Origin of the sequence: Lentzea xerophila, from assembly GCF_051094245.1 — a bacterium.
In the GTDB taxonomy this organism is placed as follows: Bacteria; Actinomycetota; Actinomycetes; order Mycobacteriales; family Pseudonocardiaceae; genus Lentzea; species Lentzea xerophila.
Genome location: NZ_CP194934.1, coordinates 1,500,750 through 1,519,097, shown reverse-complemented (window position 1 = coordinate 1,519,097; position 18,348 = coordinate 1,500,750). Strand labels below are relative to the sequence as shown.

The 18,348-nt window shown below is 68.8% G+C and carries 16 protein-coding genes; 7 read left to right on the top strand and 9 right to left on the bottom strand.

What is annotated here, in order from left to right:
* Nucleotides 1-11 precede the first annotated feature (11 nt).
* The 5 genes from ACRSBM_RS07480 to ACRSBM_RS07460 all read left to right on the top strand — a co-directional run bounded on the left by ACRSBM_RS07480 (nt 12) and on the right by ACRSBM_RS07460 (nt 4,695).
* Entirely contained in the window at nt 12-857 is an 846-nt protein-coding gene (locus tag ACRSBM_RS07480; protein ID WP_434440984.1) for a S8 family peptidase, read from the top strand.
* A 54-nt stretch (nt 858-911) separates the two neighbouring features.
* Nucleotides 912-1,538, top strand: a complete 627-nt coding sequence (locus ACRSBM_RS07475) for an RNA polymerase sigma factor (RefSeq protein ID WP_434440982.1) — start codon at nt 912-914, stop codon at nt 1,536-1,538.
* Nucleotides 1,516-1,959, top strand: a complete 444-nt coding sequence (locus tag ACRSBM_RS07470) for a hypothetical protein (RefSeq protein ID WP_434440979.1) — start codon at nt 1,516-1,518, stop codon at nt 1,957-1,959. The genes ACRSBM_RS07475 and ACRSBM_RS07470 overlap by 23 nt, the downstream gene beginning before the upstream one ends.
* Before the next feature lie 103 nt (nt 1,960-2,062).
* Nucleotides 2,063-2,863 (top strand): SAM-dependent methyltransferase, encoded by an 801-nt coding sequence (locus ACRSBM_RS07465; RefSeq protein ID WP_434440977.1) that lies wholly within the window; start codon nt 2,063-2,065, stop codon nt 2,861-2,863.
* A complete protein-coding gene (locus ACRSBM_RS07460; protein WP_434440974.1) occupies nt 2,863-4,695 on the top strand; it encodes a diguanylate cyclase domain-containing protein in 1,833 nt (610 codons plus the stop codon). The genes ACRSBM_RS07465 and ACRSBM_RS07460 overlap by 1 nt, the downstream gene beginning before the upstream one ends.
* A 47-nt stretch (nt 4,696-4,742) precedes the next feature.
* Here the strand turns inward: ACRSBM_RS07460 and ACRSBM_RS07455 are convergent, their stop codons facing one another.
* The 5 genes from ACRSBM_RS07455 to ACRSBM_RS07435 form a co-directional block, all read right to left on the bottom strand.
* Nucleotides 4,743-5,258, bottom strand: coding sequence for a snapalysin family zinc-dependent metalloprotease (locus ACRSBM_RS07455; RefSeq protein ID WP_434440971.1), 516 nt, complete (start codon nt 5,256-5,258; stop codon nt 4,743-4,745).
* Nucleotides 5,259-5,605: 347 nt separating this feature from the next.
* Nucleotides 5,606-6,202 (bottom strand): GTP-binding protein, encoded by a 597-nt coding sequence (locus ACRSBM_RS07450; protein ID WP_434440968.1) that lies wholly within the window; start codon nt 6,200-6,202, stop codon nt 5,606-5,608.
* 17 nt (nt 6,203-6,219) lie between these two features.
* Entirely contained in the window at nt 6,220-6,642 is a 423-nt protein-coding gene (locus ACRSBM_RS07445; protein WP_030468876.1) for a roadblock/LC7 domain-containing protein, read from the bottom strand.
* Entirely contained in the window at nt 6,639-9,398 is a 2,760-nt protein-coding gene (locus ACRSBM_RS07440; protein ID WP_434440965.1) for a nitrate- and nitrite sensing domain-containing protein, read from the bottom strand. Before ACRSBM_RS07440 ends, ACRSBM_RS07445 begins: the two co-directional genes overlap by 4 nt.
* A gap of 221 nt (nt 9,399-9,619) precedes the next feature.
* Nucleotides 9,620-10,636, bottom strand: a complete 1,017-nt coding sequence (locus ACRSBM_RS07435; protein WP_434440962.1) for an ABC transporter substrate-binding protein — start codon at nt 10,634-10,636, stop codon at nt 9,620-9,622.
* A gap of 178 nt (nt 10,637-10,814) precedes the next feature.
* Here ACRSBM_RS07435 and ACRSBM_RS07430 point away from each other — a divergent pair, with 178 nt between their 5' ends.
* Both ACRSBM_RS07430 and ACRSBM_RS07425 read left to right on the top strand, forming a co-directional pair.
* The gene (locus ACRSBM_RS07430; protein WP_434440960.1) at nt 10,815-11,984 is read left to right on the top strand and encodes a 4-hydroxybenzoate 3-monooxygenase; all 1,170 of its coding nucleotides are present in this window, start codon (nt 10,815-10,817) and stop codon (nt 11,982-11,984) included.
* Between the two features lie 174 nt (nt 11,985-12,158).
* Nucleotides 12,159-13,016: an IniB N-terminal domain-containing protein gene (locus ACRSBM_RS07425; protein ID WP_434440957.1), complete on the top strand. Its 858-nt coding sequence runs from the start codon at nt 12,159-12,161 to the stop codon at nt 13,014-13,016.
* Between the two features lie 124 nt (nt 13,017-13,140).
* Here ACRSBM_RS07425 and ACRSBM_RS07420 read toward each other — a convergent pair whose 3' ends face one another.
* From ACRSBM_RS07420 to ACRSBM_RS07405, 4 genes are all read right to left on the bottom strand, one after another.
* On the bottom strand, nt 13,141-13,938 hold the full coding sequence (locus ACRSBM_RS07420; protein WP_434440954.1) for an ABC transporter ATP-binding protein: 798 nt from the start codon (nt 13,936-13,938) through the stop codon (nt 13,141-13,143).
* Nucleotides 13,922-14,689: an ABC transporter permease gene (locus tag ACRSBM_RS07415; RefSeq protein ID WP_434440951.1), complete on the bottom strand. Its 768-nt coding sequence runs from the start codon at nt 14,687-14,689 to the stop codon at nt 13,922-13,924. The genes ACRSBM_RS07420 and ACRSBM_RS07415 overlap by 17 nt, the downstream gene beginning before the upstream one ends.
* Nucleotides 14,686-15,429 carry an ABC transporter permease gene (locus tag ACRSBM_RS07410; RefSeq protein WP_434440948.1) on the bottom strand — a complete coding sequence of 248 codons (744 nt, stop codon included), beginning with the start codon at nt 15,427-15,429 and terminating at the stop codon, nt 14,686-14,688. The genes ACRSBM_RS07415 and ACRSBM_RS07410 overlap by 4 nt, the downstream gene beginning before the upstream one ends.
* A gap of 80 nt (nt 15,430-15,509) precedes the next feature.
* Nucleotides 15,510-18,239, bottom strand: coding sequence for an nSTAND1 domain-containing NTPase (locus ACRSBM_RS07405; protein ID WP_434440945.1), 2,730 nt, complete (start codon nt 18,237-18,239; stop codon nt 15,510-15,512).
* Nucleotides 18,240-18,348 lie beyond the last annotated feature (109 nt).

Genomic DNA, 18,348 nt, shown 5'->3' with positions numbered 1-18,348 from the left:
GTGGCCTCGTCATGGGCAACCCCGGCGACCGGCCCCACCCGACCGACCCGATCTCCGCGCCCAAGTTCGACGAGCGCCTCAAGAACGTCCGCGTCGGCATCGTCGACACCGGCATCTCCTCCGGCGCCGACAGCGACCACTCCGACTGGTTCGCCGACCGCTACCTCAAGGAGGCGGACGACGTCGACCCCGCGTACAGCAGCGGCGACCAGTTCGCGCTGCAGGGCGGGCACGGCACGTTCGTCGCGGGCGTGATCCAGAACGCGGCGCCCGGCGTCACGTTCGACCCGGAGGTCGCCCTCGACGCCAACGGCTTCGGGGACGAGGAACGGCTCTGCGCCAAGATCACCGAGCTCAGCCAGAAGAAGATCAACATTCTCAACCTCTCGCTGGGCTGCTTCACCGAGGACGACGTGGCGTCCGAGCCGCTGCGGCGCACGATCGAGGCGCTGCCACCGGAGATCGTCGTGGTGGCGTCGGCCGGCAACCAGGGCACGCAGCGGCCGAGCTGGCCCGCCGCGCTGTGCCGGGTCACCGCCGTCGCCGCCGCCGAGCAGGCGCGGGACGGCTCGGTGGGTCCCGCGGCGTACTCGAACTGGGGCCACTGGGTCGACGCGTGCGCGATCGGCAACCGGGCCTCGACCTACCTCAAGGGCGAGTGGCAGCTGCCGGGCGAGGCCGCCGCGACGCCGTTCGCGCTGTGGGCGTACTGGTACGGCACGTCGTTCGCCGCGCCCCTGGTCACCGGCCGGATCGCCGCCACGATGGTGGCCGACGGCGTCGACGCAGCTCAGGCGCGTGACAAACTGTTGAGCGGCCCGGAGTTCCACCCCGGCTACGGAGTTTTTGTCAAATAGTTGTATCTGGGGAGCAACCTCGGCCTCCGCCAGTTGTGACCGCAAGGAGTCGATGTGACCTCTGCATCCCCGATCGCCGCGCTCGTGAGCGCGGCGGCCGAGGGCGACCAGTCGGCGTGGAACGAGATCGTGGACCGTTACACGCCGCTGGTGGTGTCGGTGATCTACAAGCACCGGCTGCGCCCGTCGGATGCGGCCGACGTGAACCAGACGCTGTGGCTCCGGCTCGTGGAGCAGATCGGACGACTGCGCGAGCCGGAGGCGCTGCCGGGCTGGATCATGACGACCACCCGCAACGAGTGTCTGCGCGTGCTGCGCGTGCAGCAGCGGACGCACCTGTACGACCCGTTGTCCGAGTCCGACGCGCTGGAGTCGGAGCAGGTGGACGCGGACGTGGAGGCGGACCTGCTGGCCGTGGAGCGGCGGCAGGCGTTGCGGGACGGGTTCGCCGAGCTCACCGAGCAGTGCAAGCGGTTGCTGACGAAGCTGATGACCGATCCGCCGCCGAGCTACCAGGTCGTGAGCGAAGAGCTCGCGATGCCGGTCGGCAGCATCGGGCCGACGCGGATACGGTGCCTCGAGAAGTTGCGCAAGACCCCTGCGATCTCAGCGTTCCTGGGCTCGCCCCCGAGGAAGTCAGCGAGAGGAGGTGTGCTGGGTGCGGCACGACTGGGACAGTGACGAAGTACTGCTCGATGCCCTGCGCGACGCGTTGAGCACACCTTCCGACGACGTACCGCCGGAGTTCGTCGAGGCCGCGAAGGCCGCGTTCACCTGGCGGAACATCGACGAGGAGCTGCTGCTCGTCACGTCGTACGACTCCGTGCTGGACGACACGCTGTTCGCCCGTGCCCGGTCGACGGCGACGGCTCGGCAGCTCGTGTTCGACGCGGACGGCGTGATGCTGCAGGTGGAGGTGTCGGCAGCGGGGGTCACCGGTCAGCTGATGCCGGCCGCCGAGTCGGTCACGCTGGTGACGCCGAACGGCGACCACGAGACCGTCGCGGTCGACGAGCTGGGCATGTTCGTCATGGGCGCGGCACCACGCGGACCGGTCAAGTTCCGGTTCACAAACGGTTGCACCGATTGGTTCATCCTCTGACTCGCCATTCGTGTGCTGGGGGAATTCGCTCGATTGGTCCACATCTGCGGCCAGTAGGGTTATCGGCACTCAGAATTCGCATCGCGAGAGGGTGTGTGCTGCTGTGGTCGATCGAGTCAGCTGGGTTCCGGAAGGTGTCAACGTCGACGTTCCGAGTTCCGCCCGGATCTACGACTACCTCCTCGGCGGCGGGCACAACTTCGAGGCGGACCGCGAGACGGCCGAAGCCCTGATCAAGGTGCTGCCGGTACGGGCCATGGCGCGGCTCAACCGCGCCTACCTGCGCCGCGTCGTCCTGGAGCTCGCGGGGCTCGGCATCCGGCAGTTCCTGGACCTCGGTTCTGGCATCCCGACGGTCGGCAACGTCCACGAGGTGGCGCACGAGGTCGCCCCCGAGTCGAAGGTCGTGTACGTCGACTTCGAACCGGTCGCGATCACGCACGCCGAGCTGATGCTGGCCGACGAACCGGACGTGACGGCGTTACTGGCCGACCTGCGCGAGCCGGAGAAGGTCGTGGCGCAGGCGCGGCAGCACCTCGACTTCTCCCAGCCCGTCGGGCTTCTGGTCGTGGGCGTCCTGCAGTTCATCCCTGACTCGGACGACCCGTGGGGCGTATTGTCCCGGTACGTGGAATCCCTCTCGTCCGGTTCGTACCTGGCGCTGTCGCACTTCACCGCGGACAGCATGCCGGCGGCCATGGCGGCGGGTAAGGAGATCTTCGCCAAGACCGCCGAGCCGATCACGCCACGCACCAAGGCGCAGGTGATGGACATGCTGGCGGGCACGGAGGTCGTGGAGCCCGGCATCGTCTTCACGCCGGAGTGGCGCCCGGAGACGCCCGAGGACGTCGGCGCCGAGCCGTCCAAGGCCAACCTCTACGCCGCGGTCGGCCGCAAGCCCTGATGGCCACCTCGCCCATCGCACAGCGCTGGGCGGCTGTTCTGATCGAGAGCGCGTACTCGCCGATGTCACGGCGGAGGCTGACGCAGCACCTCGAGGAACACGCCGCCCGGCTGCGTGCTGGGGAGGCCGCGGCGGACGTCGGCGAGTGGTTGGTGCGCAAGCGTTTCACGGGCCCGGACTCGTTGCGCCGCACGCTGGAGGTGCTGGCACCGGAGTTCCCTCCCGAGGTGCTCGGCGCGCTGGCGTCGGGTTACGTGCGGGCGACGCGCGACCAGTTGTTCGCCGAGCAGGAGAAGGTCAAGAACTCGCTGCTGAAGGCCGTCGAGGACGCGCAGCGCGACCTGCACGACAGCGAGGCGCGGTTCGCCCAGGTCTTCGCGACGACGGCGGTGGGCATCGCGATCTTCGACCTGCACGGCAGCGTCGTGGAGGCGAACGAGGCGCTCGCCACCATCCTCGGTCACGAGGAGATGCCGAAGGAGCTCTTCGCCGAGGCGGACGCGACCGCGCTGGCGGCGGCGTGCCAGCGGATGATCTCGTCCTCTGTGGACACCGACCGGCGCGAGTGGGAGATCACGAAGAACAACGGCGACACGGTGTGGGCGAACGTCGTGCTGTCCGTGCTGCGCGGGTCGGACGGGCTGCCGAAGTTCCACGTCGCGCTGATCGAGGACGTGACGGAGCAGCGGATGCTGCAGGAGTGGCTGCGGCACCAGTCGCTGACCGACCTGCTGACGGGGCTGCCGAACCGGGCCTCGTTCACCGACAAGCTGGAGTCCGCGCTCGCGTCCGGCGAGCCGTACACGCTGGGCTACCTGGACGTCGACAGCCTCACGATCGTCAACGACGGCCTCGGTTACGTGGCGGGCGACGCCGTGCTGGTCGAGGTGGCGCGACGGCTGCGGCTGGCGCTGCCGGACGCGGTCGTGGCGCGGGTCGGCGGCGACGAGTTCGTGGTGCTGATCCACGGTTCGCCCGACGTGGCGGCACTCGCGGCGATGATCGACGAGGAACTGTCCGAGCCGGTGTACCTGGAGGGCGCCGGCGTCGCGGTGTCGACGTCGATCGGGTTCGTGCACGCCATGGGCCCCGGTGTGGATCCGACGGCGGTGCTGCGGCGCGCGCATTCGACGTTGCGCAGAGCCGAGACCGGCGGCAAGAGGCAGTGGGGCATCTACGACCACGAGGCCGACACCGCCGACCGCACCCGGTTCGCGCGGATCGCGGCGATGCCCGGTGCCTTCGAGAACGGCGAGATCTCCGTGGAGTACGCGCCGGTGTCGTGGGTTTCGGGCGAGCGGGCGTTCCTGGAGGCCTCACTGCGGTGGGGCGTCAGCCGGCACGACGACGTCGTGGCCTACGCGGACGCCCTCGGCCTGGCGTCCCGGACCGGGCAGCTGGTGCTGCAGGACGCCTGTTCGCGTGGCGAGCCGGTGCTGATCAGGTTGTCGCGGGACCAGTCGCGGGACCCGGACCTCGCGGCGCACGTTCGTTCCACGTTGCGGGCCTGCGCTTTCCCTGCTTCCTCGCTGTTCCTGGCGCTGGACGTCCGGGCGATGCCCGACGGCGAGGAGAACATGGAGGTCCTGCACGACATGGGGGTGCAGGTGCTGCTGCACGAGTTCGGCGGCGGGTTCACCGGGCTGTCCACTGTGGACCGCTGTCCGGTCTGGGGTGTCCGGCTGGCCCGGCCGCCGTCGGAACGGCTGGCGCGGCAGGGCCTCGCGCTCATGGTGCCGCTGCTGCGCTCGGCCGGCGTGCATGTGATCGGCGGGCCGGGTGACCCGGACGAGCTTCGGGCGCTCGGCGTCGATCTGATCGTGTCGCCGTAAGTGGTTGTGGCCGTCAGGGAGACCACAACCACCCACTCACGGGCTGATCAGGCAGCGTCGGAGAACGTCGTGGCCTGGACGGTAGCCCCCGTCCGGAACTTCGCCTCGACCTCGGCCTTCTCCCTGGCGTTCGGGTTCGGGTTCTTGCAGGACGTGCCGGCGCTGGCGCCGGACATCAGGTCGGTGCACAGCCCCGTCCTGCGGTCGGGGAGACCGAGCAGGTGCCCGAACTCGTGGGACGAGATGCGGACCGTGTCGTGGCCCTCGTTGACCGCCTGGCGGCCCATGACCCACCGGCCACGGCCGAGGCTCGACACGTAGGCGCGGGGCCACTGGTTGTCCACGGACACGGTGATGTGCGCGGTGCCGGTCACCTTGACCAGCCTCACGTTCACCACGCTGGCGTTCCACACCTGGGCGCCCTTGTCGATCGCGGCCTGGAACTCGCCGGTGTTGCTCGAGTTGTAGGTGACGGTGCGGGGCGCGGCTTCCGCGGTGCCGATGAGGCCGGCCGAGATGGCGGCAGCACTGGCGACCACAGCAATTGTTTTGCGCAGGAACACAGGAATCTCCTCGCAATGCAGGGTAATTGCACCCCGACTGTATCGCTGCGGCGTTGGCGCACAAGAAGAGTCAAGTGTGAAGCGGCGCTGACACGGTCCAGAGAGTTCGTAGGTGATCGGAACGGCCTGCTCTGCGCCGGTGCGGCGCGGCGAGCGGAAACACGCCCTACTACCGGATTTCCCGCGGCCCAGCGCACCGGACAGGCCGCCGCCGAACGGGCGAATAACCGTTGACACCCTTGCTGCTCTGATGAACCGGAAGGGTGCCGGGGATGCGGGCCGGTCAGGCGAATGTCAACGGGGCCGGTGCGTGCGGCACCGGCCCCGTTTTTCCGCGGGAGGCGGGTCTAAGCGAACGAAGGCTGGCGCAGCGCGTGCTCCACCAATGCGATCAGGATCTGTTTAGTCGACTGCCGGTTCCGCGCGTCGCACGGGATGATCGGCACCGAGGACGGGATCGTCAGCGCGTCCCGGATCTCCTCGGCCCGGTGGTGCATCAGGCCGTCGAAGCAGTTCACCGCGATCACGTAGGGCAGGTCGCGGTCCTCGAAGAAGTCGATGGGCGCGAACGCCTCGTCGATCCGGCGGGTGTCGACCATGACCACGGCACCGATCGCGCCGCGGACCAGGTCGTCCCACATGAACCAGAACCGGTGCTGGCCGGGCGTGCCGAACAGGTACAGGATCAGGTCCTTGTCCAGCGACACGCGGCCGAAGTCCATGGCCACCGTGGTGGTCACCTTGTCCGGCACCGCGGACAGGTCGTCGACTCCGACCGATGCCTGGGTCATCACGGCCTCGGTCGTCAGCGGGGTGATCTCGGAGACCGACCCGACGAACGTCGTCTTGCCGACGCCGAACCCACCCGCGACGACGATCTTCGCCGACATCGCGTTCAGGCCGGCCCCAGGTGACCCCGGACGACCCGGAGCACCGTTGCTCATGGGGAACTTCTCTCTACTCAGGCTCGCATGGAAACGTGCAGCTGGGCCCGGATCTCCGGCGTCAACTGGAGACCGACCCGCTCCACCAGCCGGGTCATCGCGTAACCGATGAGCCCGATGTCGCAGTTGGGCGCGGCGAGCACGGCGAGGCAGGATCCGTCGCTGATGGACATCAGGAAAAGATAGCCCCGTTCCATCTCGACGACGGTCTGCTTCACCTCACCGGCCTCGAAGCAGCGGGCCGCGCCGAGGTTCAGCGAGACCAGGCCAGAGGATACGGCGGCGAGCTGCTCCGCGCGGTCGTGGGGCAGGCGGTCGGACGAAGCGAGCAGCAGGCCGTCCGCGGAGACGACGATCGCGTGCGCGACACCGGCGACCCTGCTGACGAAGTCCTCGACCAGCCAGCTGAAGTTGTCCAGTTCCTCAGTCGCGGTGGTCACTGGCGTTCCCTTTCTGCGATCACGGGGATGCCTCCGACGGCCGAGTCGAAGAGCGACTCGCGGCCCATCTGGACACCCTTCTGGTACGTGGCGAACCGCTGACGCAACCGGTCAGCCGACCGCCCGGGGATGGCGCCGGCGGTCGCCAGCTGGGGTGCCGGCGACGCCGGCTTCGGCAGCGAACCGGGAACCAGGCGCGCCTTCGGGACGCGCTTGGGCAGACCGTTCTCCGTCGTCTGCGCGGGTGCGCCCTTGTCCAGCGCGCCCGCGGCCTTCCAGCCCTCGTCCGCCGCTCCCCAGTCGGAGTCGGCGAAGTCGGCGACCGCACGCGGCACCGCCGTGGGAGCCTCGATCTTCACGGTCTCCGCCGAACGCTGCCGCTTGGGCAGGCCGTTCACGGTGGCGGGCTCCGCGTCCTCTTCCTCGGCACGTACCGGCTCCGCTGACGGAACGTCCCTTGTGGAGGGTTCGGGTGCCGCGGGGGTCTGGAACCACCGCGACAGCTCGTCGTGCGAGATCTCCGGCTCGTCGGCGATCGCCGGGAAGATCTCGGTCGCCGGGTCCGGCTCCGGCTTCTCGATCGGCGGTTCGTAGGAGTAACCGTCCTCAGCGGCCTCCTCCGTCGCCTCGATCCGCGCGGTGAACAGGCCGTCCGCCGACGTCTGCTCGATGCGGTGCCGCCCGGAGTTCTCCTCCGTGGTGGCGCGCGCCGGCACGACGACCGGGTGCTCCGGCGTCCACTTCGGCACACCGGACAGGCCCTCGCCGGTCGACTCGGAGGCGGCGGGAGCGGCGGGCGGCAACGGCAGTGCGGGCACTGATCCCTTGTGCAACAAGGAGATCGGCAAGATCACCTGAGCGGTGACGCCACCCTCGATGTCGTCGTTGTTCGCGAGCGTCACGCGGATCTCGTGGCGCTTCGCGAGCTGGCCGACCACGTACAGGCCCATCTCGCGGGCCACGGAGACGTCGACCTCCGGCGGCTCGGCGAGCTTCGCGTTGAACTCGACGACGTCGTCCTCCTGCATGCCGACACCGCGGTCGTGGATGCGGATCGCGACCTCGCCCTTGCGGGTCTCGATCGTGCGCACCGTGACCTTGGTGGTCGGCTTGGAGAACGCCGTCGCGTTGTCGAGCAGCTCGGCGACGAGGTGCGCGAGGTCGTTGACCACGCGGCCCTGCACCATCAGTTCCGGCGTTGGCGCGATCTGGACGCGCGCGTACTTCTCGACCTCGGACACCGCGGCGCCGAGCACCTCGGCGATCGCGACCGGGCGGGTGACGCGGCGGTTGACCGTCGTGCCGGAGAGCACCAGCAGGTTCTCGCTGTTGCGGCGCATCTGCGTGGCGAGGTGGTCGAGCTCGAACAGCGACGCCAGGTGGTCGGGGTCCTGCTCGTCCTGCTCGAGCCGGTCGATCACGCTGATCTGGCGTTCCACCAACGCCTGCGAGCGCCGCGACAGGTTGATGAACATGTCGTTGACGTTCGCGCGCAGTGCCACCTGCTCGACGGCGAGGCGGACGGCCTCGCGCTGCACCAGGTCGAACGCCCGCGCGACCTGGCCGACCTCCTCGGTCGTGTTGAGCGGCACCGGGACGATCGCCTCCTCCGCGGCCCGTTCCGGATCGCGGTGCGAGCGAATGCGCCGAATGGCGTCCGGCAGCTGGTTGCGCGCGACGTCGAGGGCGCTGCGGCGCAGCACGCGCAGCGGTCGCAGCATCGACTGCGCGACCATCGCCATGAGACCGAACGCGACCAGCAGCGAGACGGCCACCAGTGCGGCGTCACGCCACGCGGAGCCACGCGCCTCGGACGCCAGGCGGGTCGCCGTCGCGTCGGCCTGGCCCTCGAGGTCCGACGTGACCTCGCGCACCAGGTTCGCGGTGTCCTGGCCGATCTTGAGGACCTCGGCGTCCGTAATGGACACCGGCACACCCTCGGCGTGCTGCGCGAGCGCCAGCTTCACGAGCCGGTTGCGGCCGTCCACGGACGCACCGGACACGATGTCCTGGAACTTCTGCTTGTTCGCCGCCGACGCCACGTCGTTGAACTCGCTGAACGCCGCGTCCAACCGGGACTGCGCGGACCGCAGCTCGTCCGCGGCACCGGGCGCGAAACCCCGGCGCAGCGCGGTGGACGTCAGGATCGAGTTCTGCTGGCCGAGCTGTTCCTGCGCGAGGTACAGCGCCTGCGCCGCCGCGACGAGCGGAACGATCTCCGGCTCGCTCAGGCTGGACACCGCGGCACGGTGCACCTGGCTCAGCGGCGCGATGATCTGGTTGTACGCACCGACCACGGCGATGTCCGGGTATTTGGTGCTCAGCAACGTCACGCGCAGGCTCGCCAGTCCGTCGAGCGCCTGCATGGACTTGGTGAACGACTCCTGCAGGGGCGCGCTCATGGCCGTGGCCGTCGCGCCCGAATCCCGATAGTTGCCCAGTTCCGTGTCGGTGAGACCCGCACGGGCCGCGTGCTCGGGGCACGCGTTCTGCCTGCCCGCCGCCACACACTGCACGGCCCAGTCGCGCTCGACCTGCAGCGCGTTCTCCACCTTCGCGGCCTGGTGGCTCACGGCCAACTCGCGCTGGACGGTGCCGAAGAGTTCGACGTCGTCGAGCTGGGTGTTCAGCCTCAGACCCGCGAGAGTCGCGGTGCTCAGGGCCGGAACTAGCAACACCACCGCGAGCTTGCTCCGCAACCGCCAGTTGCGTAGGCGGAACCGGTCGATGCCTCGCTGGTCCTCACGACCGCGCACCGTCAACACTCCCCGCCCCGTTTAATAGCTGCAAACCTGGTGGATCTTGGAGTAAAACACGCTGTTCTCATACCGCCGTTTGGACGACAAAACAGCTGGTTCGAGAATCAACAACTTTGCTGTGGGCGGCTAAACGGCCCCCAAGCGATAATTCATCTGGTGGAAACGAGGAGCGCGGGTGCCTGTGATCACGGCCTGATCACAGGCGCCCGCGCTGTTCGTCAACTACCGGAGGGCTGGATGAGCATCGGCTTGACGTCGAGCTCCTTGTCCAGCATCCCGTACCGCTGCATCAGCTGGACGACGCGCTCCAGGCGCGTCTGGTCGAGCGTCGTCGGGAAGGCACCGAAGTGGACGAGACCTGCGGTTTCCTTGTCGACCTTGGCGTACTCGACGAGCAGCGGCTCGACCGTGGGACGGTCGGCGGCGTCGGCCTGGCCCTTGGCCATCGCACGCTGGAACGCGGCGACGGTCTTGGGGTTGTTCTTGGCGAACTCGCCGCTGGTGGCGTAGCCGGCGATCGGGATGTTGTCGGTCGGGCCGGACGCGGCGTCCAGCACCTTGATCTGACCGGCGGCGCGCTGGGCGCGGGTGATGAACGGCTCGACCATGAAGGCCGCGTCAACGGTCTTGTTCTGGACCGCCGCCTGCATGTCCGGGAACGGCATCTCCTTGAACTTGACCGTGCTCACGTCCACGTTCGCGGCTTCGAGCGTGGCCTTGGCGGTCAGCTCCGCGATGTTCTTGAACGTGTTGATCGCGATGGTCTTGCCCGCGAGGTCCCCAGGGCCCTTGATGGCGGAGTCGCCGCCCGCCAAGATCAGGAACATGTCGGGTTTCGCCTGGTAGCCGTCGGCGATGAGCTTGATGCCGTCGACCGCCTTGGCGGCGTCCTTCGACTGGGCGGCGAAGAACGAGACCCAGTTGCCGAACGTGAAGTCCAGTTCTTTGTTGATCAGGCCGGGGATCGCCTGGGCACCACCCTGGATGGTCTTCAGCTCGACCTCGAGACCCTCGGCCTTGAAGTAGCCCTTCTTGATCGCCACGTGGATCGAGGCCACGTCGAGGACGGGCATCGTCCCCAGGGTGATCTTGGCCTTCTCGACCGGGCCGCTGCTGTTCGCGTCGGCCGGGGGCGCCTGCTCTGTGCCGCCGAGCGCACCACAGCTCGCCACGGTGGCGAGCAGCGTGGCAAGGGCGATGCCACGGATGGCCATACGGCGGACTCTTCGAGTCATCGGGAGCACTCTCCTGTCGGAGCGGTGTCGTCGTTGCGGGGGAGGAGTCGCGACGGTCAACCACTCAGAGTAATGATGCTGCTCCAAAAGACCCCAGTTGACCGACACGAGCAGGTTCCAGTCCACTACCTGCGGTGAGCATCTAAGCACAGCAGGCCGAGCGCTAGGAGAACCCCAATTGAAGCGCGCAGTGACCGTCGTCGGTGCCGGGCCGGCAGGTCTGACCTTGGCAAACCTGATCCAGCAGTCAGGTATCGACTGCGTGGTGCTCGAAAAAGCCAGTCGAGCCCACGTGGAAACCCGGCCACGGGCAGGAGTGCTGGAGCACCGCTCCGTGACCATGTTGGAGTCACTCGGTCTGGCGGATCGATTGCTGTTGGAAGCAGACCGTCACGGAACGTGTGAATTCCGCGTGAACGGTCAGGCGTTCCAGGTGTCGTACAGCGACCTCTACGGCGGCCGCGAACACTACGTCTACCCCCAGCAGGAAGTGGTGAAGGACCTCGTCGCGGCATTTCTGGACGCGGGAGGTGACATCCGGTTCTCGGTCAGCGACGTGGAGTTGCGGGACCTGACGTCCTCGACCCCGTCGGTGGCCTGGACCAGCGCAGACGGAGTCCGCGAATCGGCCGCGAGCGACTTCGTCGCCGGCTGCGACGGGTTCCACGGCGTAACGCGCCGGTCGATTCCCGAGGAAGCGCTCTCACAATTCACGCACCAGCACGGGATCGAGTGGCTGGCCATTCTCGCGGAGGCTCCTCCGTCGACTAAAGCCATCATTTACGCGCTGCACGAGGACGGTTTCGCCGGACATATGTTGAGATCGCCGTCGGTGTCCCGCTTCTATTTGCAGGTGCCCGTCGGGACAAAGGCTTCGGATTGGTCCGACGAACAGGTCTGGGAAGCACTGCACAAGCGTTTCGCATTGCACGACAGCTCGTGGGCGCTGACCGAGGGCAAGATCATTGAAAAGCGCGTGCTCGATATGCGCAGCCATGTGGTCGAGCCGATGTCGTACGGGCGGCTGTACCTCCTGGGTGACGCAGCCCACATCATCACTCCGGTGGGCGCCAAGGGCATGAACCTCGCCATGAACGACGCCGCAACGTTCGGACGTGCGCTTATCGACTTCTACACCACCGGATCCGAGACGGGTCTCAAGACCTACTCGGAGGACTGCCTGCGCCGCGTCTGGCGGGCACAGGAGTTCTCGCAGTGGATGGTGAACATGATCCACACCGACGTCACCTCACCGTTCTTCGGACGGCTGGCCCAGGCACGGCTGGAGCACCTGGCCGAGTCCCCTGCCTACCGCGCGACCTTCGCGGAGAACTACGTCGGCCCGTGAGGGCTCGAAGTCGACCCATATGGGTGAAATCACCGTTCCCCTAATGGGTGACACCAACCCCCTAGGGACCTCGTTGCGTCACGATCTGGGGCCAACTCCCGATGCCGGGGGATGCCGTTCGTCCATACGGTTCAGCACGACATCCCCCGATCCACCATCAGGAGCTTGAGTTCCATGCAGCAGACCGAGACGACCACGGTGCAGACCGGACCGACCACGGCTCAGACCGGTGACACCAGCGTGGAGGCCGGTGGCACCACGGTGCAGACCGGTGGCACGACGGTGCAGACCGGTGGCACCACGGTGCAGACCGAGCAGACCACGCTGCACGACTTCACTCTCGGCCTCCTGACCGACCTGGACGCCCGCGCCGCGTTCCAGCAGGACCCCCTGGGCGCCCTGCAGGCGGCCGGTCTGGGCGACATCACGGCGGGCGACGTCCAGGACATCCTGCCGCTGGTGCTCGACGCCGCGTCCGTCGCGAACGTCGACGCGATCGACGAGGTGCTCGGCGGGGCCGGTGACCTGGACGCGTCCAGCTGCCTGAAGCTGGTCTCCGACAACGTCGAGGGCGTCACCGCGATCACGGACGTCGCCGCGCCCTCCTCGATCACCGCGCTGGCCTCGGACTTCTCCGGCCTGGGCGACGTGTCGGGCACCCTCGACTCCGCCCTCCTGACGGGCAACGAGGCCGTCTCCACCGTCTCCGGCCTCGGCTACGGCAACGTCACCGAGGTGGCCGGCGTCGCCGACGTCAAGGCCGTCACCGACGTGCTGGTCGAGGACCTCGACGCCGACGTGCTCGTCAAGGACGTCGTCGACGTGGACGTGCTCGTCAAGAACACCGACGTGCTGGTCAGCGACGTCGTGGACGTCAAGGACGTCGTCGACGTGACCGGCAACGTGGTCCAGGACGTCGCGCAGGTCGGCGACGTCCACAACAGCGTCGGCCAGGTCGTCGGCGACCTCCACCTCGGCGACGTGCTCGACGGCGGCATCGGCAACGGCAACGACACGGACATCCACTTCTGATCCGTGCTCGAACGGCAGGCGGGCGCTCCCCGCGGCGCTGCCCCCGAGCCCGAAGTGCCCGCCTCCACCTCGAACGCGGATCAGCCCCGGACCACATCAGGTCCGGGGCTGATCCGCGTTCTGGTCAGGACGAGACGGTCTCGCTCAGCGAGTCGCGCTCGGCCGCGGCCCACTTCTCCACGTCCACCGAGGGCTTGCCGACGTTCAGCAGCCGCGCCACCTTCGACCGCAGCGCCACGAAGGCCTCGTCGGTGCGGGTTGTCACCTGGTCGCGCTCGGCCGGCAACGGCACTTCGAGATCCGCCACCAGCTTCGCGGGTGATCCGGAAAGGACCAGGATCCGGTCGCCCAGGTACACCGACTCGTCGATGTCGTGCGTGACCACGAGAACGGTCGTGTCGTGCTCACGGCGTACGCGGAGTAACAGGTCCTCCAGCTCGAAACGGGTCTGGGCGTCCACGGAGGCGAACGGCTCGTCCATCAACAACAACGCCGGCCGGAACGCCAGCGCCCGCGCGATCGCCACGCGCTGCTGCATGCCGCCGGAGAGCTGCCACGGCCGCTTCCTGGCCGCCGCGCCGAGCCCCACCCACTCGAGCGCCTCAGCGGCGCGGGAGCGGCGTTCCGCGCGCGGCAGGGAGCGCAGCGGGAACTCCACGTTGCCCTGCACCGTGAGCCACGGGAACAGCGAACGGGAGTAGTCCTGGAACACCACCGCGAGGTGGGAGCCCTTCAGGGACACGTCACCGCGGGAGGGCGTGATGAGCCCGGAGATCGTGCGCAGCAGAGTGGACTTGCCGCATCCGGAAGGTCCGACCACGCACACCAGCTCGCCGGCGCGCACGGTGAACGTGAGGCCGCCGATGGCCTCGTAGTCGCCGTAGGTGTGGCCTAGGTCGGCCACCTCAAGCATGTTGCTCATCCCGACTCCTCGGTTGCCACGCCAAAGCCCTGCGTTCCACCGCCAGGAGTGCGGTGTTGAGTCCGTAGCCGAGCACGCCCAACAGGACGATGCCCGCCCACATGCGCGTGTAGTCGAACTCGCGCTGTGCCTGCATGAGTTGTGAGCCGATGCCGTTGTCCGTGCCCACGAGCTCGGAGATGACCATCAGCACCAGGGAGAGCGACAGGGACACCCGGAGCCCGGCGAAGATCTTCGGCGAGGCCGCGGGCAGCACCACTCCGAGAACCCACTGGTAGCGCGGGATCCGGAAGACCGCGGAGGTGTCCACTTTGGTCACGTCGACGGAACGGGCGCCGTCCACGGTGTTGAGCAGCACCGGCCAGATCACGCCGAAGACGATCGTCGCGAGCTGCATCGACGTCCCCGCCTTGAACAGCAGGAGGAACACCGGCACCAGCGCGGGCGGCGGGATCGAGCGCAGGAACACCAGCAGCGGTCCCGCGTACTCCATCGCCCGGTCCGAGCGGCCCAGCAGCAGTCCCAGCGCGACGCCGATGACCGAGGCGATCGCCCAGCCGGACAGCAGCCGCCCGATCGACGGCACGACGTGCTCGGTGAAGTTCTGCGGCTCGAGGACCCACAACTCCCAGGCCGACGCCAGGATGTCGGACGGAGGCGGGAAGAACGGGTCCTCGGCGAGCCAGCCGGCCAGCTGCCACACGACGACGAGACCGGCGAACACGGCCCATCTCTGGAGGAACTTGTTCACCAGGCCACCCAACGCCGGCGGACGCGCTCGAGACCGCTGTTCAGCAGGACACCGATGGTGCCCGCGACCACGGTGCCGACCAGCACCTGGTCCATGCGGCCCGGCCCGCTGCGGGCCTCCATGATGAAGTAGCCGAGGCCCACCTGGCTGCCCGCCATCAGCTCCACGCTCACCATCACGATCAACGCCGTCGTCGCGGCGAGCCGGATTCCGGTCAGGACGAACGGCAGCGCGCTCGGCAACGCCACCCGGAACAGCACGCCCACCCGTCCGGTGCCGAAAACCTTTGCTGTCTCAACCTGCAGCGGGTCCAGTTCGTCCAGGGCGTAGATGGTGTTGAACAAGATCGGCCACAGTGCCGCGTACACGGCCAGCGTGATCTTGGTTTCCGGTCCGAAACCGAGCATCACGAGCGCGAGTGGAATCAGTGCCACAGAAGGGATCGGGCGCAGGAACTCGATCACGGCGCGCGTCGCGTGGCGTACCGCCGGGACGGAGCCGAGGACGAGTCCACTCGGCACCGCGATGGCGATGGCGATGCCGATGGCGATCAGCACCGCGAGAACCGTTGCCACGACATGACTGATGAACTCAGGAGAAGTCAGCTGCACGACGAGCTCACCGAACACGACGGACGGTGGCGGGAGCGCGTGTGCAGGTAGGAGGGGAGAGCGTCCTAAGAGCTCCCAGAGAGCGAGGAACCCGGCAATGCCGAGAAGTCCCCTTGTGAACGCACGCACTCGGTCACCCTAGAGAGTGGACCTCTGCTTCACAATGCGTGCATGCGCAACTCCGGGTTGTTTCCGGCGGATCGCGGCGGTCAGCAGACTTCGACGCGCTCCACTTCGCCGAAGCTCTTCACCCATTCGGAGTCCGTGAGCCTCGCGCCGTCTTTTTCACACATCCTGGAGATGATGCGGGCGGCGTCGAGCTCGTACGGCAGCAGCTCGGGCTCGCGGCCCCCGCTGCGCACGAGGAAGTCGTCGTACTGCGACCGGTACACCGCACGCGTCGAGTTGCCGTGGCCGACGACGTACACGAGCCGGTCCGGGAAGCGGTCGGACGCGTAGAGCCGCTGCACCTCGAAGACGTTGTCGCGCACCACGGCCACGCGGTCGTCGGCGGCGAACGTGACCCGGGCACCGGACCGCAGCGTGGTGTCCAGCCGGGCGCGCAGCACGGGCGTGCCGCTGGGCACGCGCTGCCACACCTCGACGACGGACTCGGGCGACTGCTCGACGGCGAGCCACCGGCCGTCACCGCTGTAGGTGAGACCGCGGACGTAGACGCCCTGCTGCAACGCCGGCGCGGCGCGTTCGACGGTGCCGCCGATGCGCCAGAACTCGATCGTCGTCGTGCCCGCGGCCGCGTCCCAGACGGCGGTCGAGAGCTCGCGGCCGTCCTGGCTCAGCGCGACGGTCTCGGGGTTGCGCACCGGCATCGGCAGCTCGCGCGGGTGCCGCGGGTCGTTGAGGTCGAACAGCTCGGCGTGCTCGGACGCGTCCGGCGTCGGGAGGCCGACGTCGACCGACTCGCCGACCTTGCCGACGATCCGCGAGCCGTCCGCGCTGAGGTCGAGCGTCCGGAACCGGTCGCGCAGCGGCGCGAGGTAGGTGACGTCGCCGCCGTCACTGATGGCCCACAGGTGTTCCCGGCTGGTGTTGTCCTTGGTGACGGCACGGCCCTGGGCGAGCTTCACGACCCGGTGGCGGTCGGCGAACCTCTTGCCGGGCACCGCCCGGTCCTCGTCGAGGCTCCACATCCGGTCGGTGCCGTCCTCGTCGGTCACCGCCGCCAGGTCGCCGCGGGGCGTGACCATGACGTCCGCGTCGTCCTTGGGCGTGCCGGTGAACGGGATGCCGCGCGCGACCGCGTTCGCGAGCCGCAGCACCTTCTCGGCCTCGGCCGACGGGCTGACCCGGTAGCCGACCAGCGCGTACCTGTCCGCGTACGGCCGGCGCTGTTCCATCAGCGACTCGGACTGGGAGATCGCCTTGCTGCCGAGCTCCCTGTCGTGCAGCTCGGTGATCTTGCGTTCGTTGGCCAGCGCGTAGACGACGGTGCCCGGCACCAGCGCGATCAGCACCGCCATGACCGCGATCAACGCCGTCGAACGGCGTGTCTCGCGGCGGGTGCTGATCTCGACGAACCTGCGTTCCTGGACCGTCAGGAACCCGCCGAGCTCCTTGGCCTTGCGCAGGCGCGCTCCCCGGTACAGCGCCAGCGGGTCGCGGTCGCTCGCCTCCCACAGCTCCATCGCGGTGACGAGCTGCTGGTGCGTCTGGAGGTTCTCGCGTTCCTCGTCGATCCACTCGGCGAGCTTCGGCCAGCGCAGCGCCGCGTCGTGGACGAGCTCGACGCCGTCCTCGGTGAGCGTGACCAGCCTGGCCTTCGCGAGCAGGTCGAGCAGGTGTGCGTCGATGTCGAGCGCGCGCGTGCGGCGTTGCACGATCCCGTTGCGCTGCACCGAGATCAGCCGCAGGAAGAGCTGTCTGACCGCTGCCCTGCCGGTCTCGTCGAGCTCCGCGAGGACCGTCTGGGCGGCCTGCGCGACGACGTGCTCGACGCCGCCCGCCTCCTCGAAGCCCGCGAGCGACAGCGTCATGCCGCGCTTGCGCCGCCACGTCTCGACGAGGGCCTGCTGCACCAACGGCAGCGCGTGCTGGTTCGCGGCGTCGGCGACCAGTCGCGCGATCACCGCGGTCTCGACGGTGGCGCCGATCTTGGCGGCGGGCTCGGTGATCGCGCGGCGCAGCTGGTCGGCGCTCATCGGCTCGATGACGATCTCGCCGCCGCCGAGGTCCTTCTCCCGCCACCGCCGCTGGTGGTCCGCACGCACCGCGAGCACCACGTGGGGGCAGCGGGTGACGGCGGCGAGGAAGTCGTCCGCGCCGAGCGCCTTCTCGGCGTCGTCGACGAGCAGCACGAGGCCGGGGCGGTGCTGCCGGATCCGCAGCCTGAGGTGGTCGGGGTCCCGCCGGAGCTCGTCGGCGAGCCGGTCGGGCGTGATGTCGCCGAAGACCTCGGCGAGGGCACCGGCCAGGTCGTCGAGGGGGTTCTCCGCCGGAGTGACCACCACGGCGTCGTCGAGGGCGGGCAGCAGGCCCGCGTGCAGCAGTGACGTGCGGCCGGAGCCGGAGGCGCCGACCACGACGGTGAGCGGTCTGGCCCGGACCGACTCCAGCACCTGCTCGACGAGGTTCTCACGGCCGAAGAACCGCTTCGCGTCGTGTTCGGTGAAGGGCGCGTTGCCGGGGTACGGCGCGTTCGGGTGCAACGGCTGCGCGTGCTCGGCCGCCAGCTCACGCCAGCGCTTGGTCCACGGCGCCGGATCGGCCTCGCAGGCGCGGACGAACGCGAGCGTCAACGCGAGCGAGGGCAGCTTGCGCCCGCCGGCCGCGTCGGACAGCGCGGTCGGCGAGTAGTTCGCCCGCCTGGCCAGCTCGCGGTAGCTCGGTTTGCCCGCCTGGTCGCGCAGTCGACGCAGGTCACCGGCGAACCGCAGCAGCGCGGTGTCCTCCGGACCCAGCGGTCGTTCCCCTCGTGGCATGCCGCCTCCTGGCGGGATTGTCCACCAGAGGTTCGCCCGCCGTCTAACGGCCCGCTAATCACTCACCACCCGGACGTGCGCTTCGTGATCGTTCCACCTGCCGCACGCT